This window comes from Microbulbifer pacificus (assembly GCF_002959965.1).
GTDB lineage: Bacteria > Pseudomonadota > Gammaproteobacteria > Pseudomonadales > Cellvibrionaceae > Microbulbifer > Microbulbifer pacificus_A.
Map to the genome: position 1 here is coordinate 1 of NZ_PREV01000035.1, position 1,254 is coordinate 1,254.

General features: G+C 34.2%; 2 protein-coding genes and 1 pseudogene. All 3 read left to right on the top strand.

Annotation, left to right across the window (positions count from 1 at the left end; all coding sequences use genetic code 11):
- Positions 1-268: GrpB family protein (locus tag C3938_RS17590; RefSeq protein ID WP_199775672.1), on the top strand; the 268-nt coding region annotated here is incomplete at its 5' end.
- 74 nt (positions 269-342) lie between these two features.
- On the top strand, positions 343-999 hold the full coding sequence (locus C3938_RS17595) for a uridine kinase family protein (protein WP_017795365.1): 657 nt from the start codon (positions 343-345) through the stop codon (positions 997-999).
- Positions 996-1,254 (top strand): annotated as a pseudogene (locus C3938_RS17600) (hypothetical protein); the annotation flags it as partial. The gene C3938_RS17595 and the pseudogene C3938_RS17600, both read left to right, overlap by 4 nt.

Sequence of the window (1,254 nt, forward strand, 5' to 3'; positions counted from 1 at the left end):
AAAAGATATTTATCGAATTGATTCATATAATACCTATATGGACCGTGTAGGGTACGATATAGCTGGTGAATGGGGAATTGAAGGGAGAAGGTTGTTTAGAAAGGGAGGAGTTAACAGATCTCATCATATACATGTATATCAATATGGCAATCCACAGATAGACCGTCATTTAATATTGAGAGATTACTTATTACAACATTCATCTGAAGCAGCACAGTATAGTGCTTTTAAGGAAAAGATTGCGAAAAGGTATACATATACCCTCTGAATATAGTAAGGCGAAAAAACAGTTTGTAAGTGATTTAGAGAATAGAGCACTTTGGTGGAAGGAGAAGTCACTTGATGGATGAATTACTTACACTTGTTGTTAATTGGATTAAAAAACAAGATGGAAAGCTGATAATTGGAATTTCCGGACATGGTGCTTCAGGGAAAACCACTTTTGCTACAAAACTAAAAGCACTTCTACAAAAAGAGCAAGTAAATATTCTAAATACCGATCCATATATTATAGATTCGGTAGTTAGAAAAAAATCTATTATGGAATATACATATAAAGGTAATTTACATCATTATAAGATGACGGCATCTCACCCGTCGGCACACCATCTAGTTTCCCTAACTAGAGATATTCGTATGATTCAGAATGGACTCGATTTATTAACACTAGAAACTCAATATAGTGAAAGCAAACACATTTACGCAAATGTTCCGATAACGATTGTAGAAGGAATGAGTGTGGCTTTTATTGAACCTAATATTTTTGATTTAAGAATATATTTATATACGGATGATGAAACCGAATTTATAAGAAGGATGCACCGAGATGTAGCGGACAGAGGGGCGAATAAAGAATACATTATATTTGCACATAAAGAAAGAAGGGTTCAATACAAGTTATTTATGCATAAATATCACGAAGACTTTGATATTGTGATTAATAATTCCAATACAGGGTGGGCGATTGTTAAGAATGTTTTAATGGAGGGTCCAAAATGAAAGTTACAAGGTTAACAACAAAAGATCAATGGCTAGAAGCTTTTCCAATTATGAGGCAGTTACGAACGCATCTCGATAAAGCATCTTATGTTATCCTCATATCGGAAGCAGTAGAAAAAGATAATTATCGTCTTTATGCGTTGTATGACCAGCAAGAAATTGTAGCTGTTGTAGGATTCAAACCAATGATCACGCTCTATTATGGCAGATTTGTATGGGTGTGTGATTTGGTTACAGATAATATCAATCGTTCGA

What these genes read in the sequence shown, in the direction of transcription:
- C3938_RS17595 (WP_017795365.1), top strand. Translation starts at nt 343, where the DNA reads ATGGATGAATTACTTACACTTGTTGTTAATTGGATTAAAAAACAAGAT.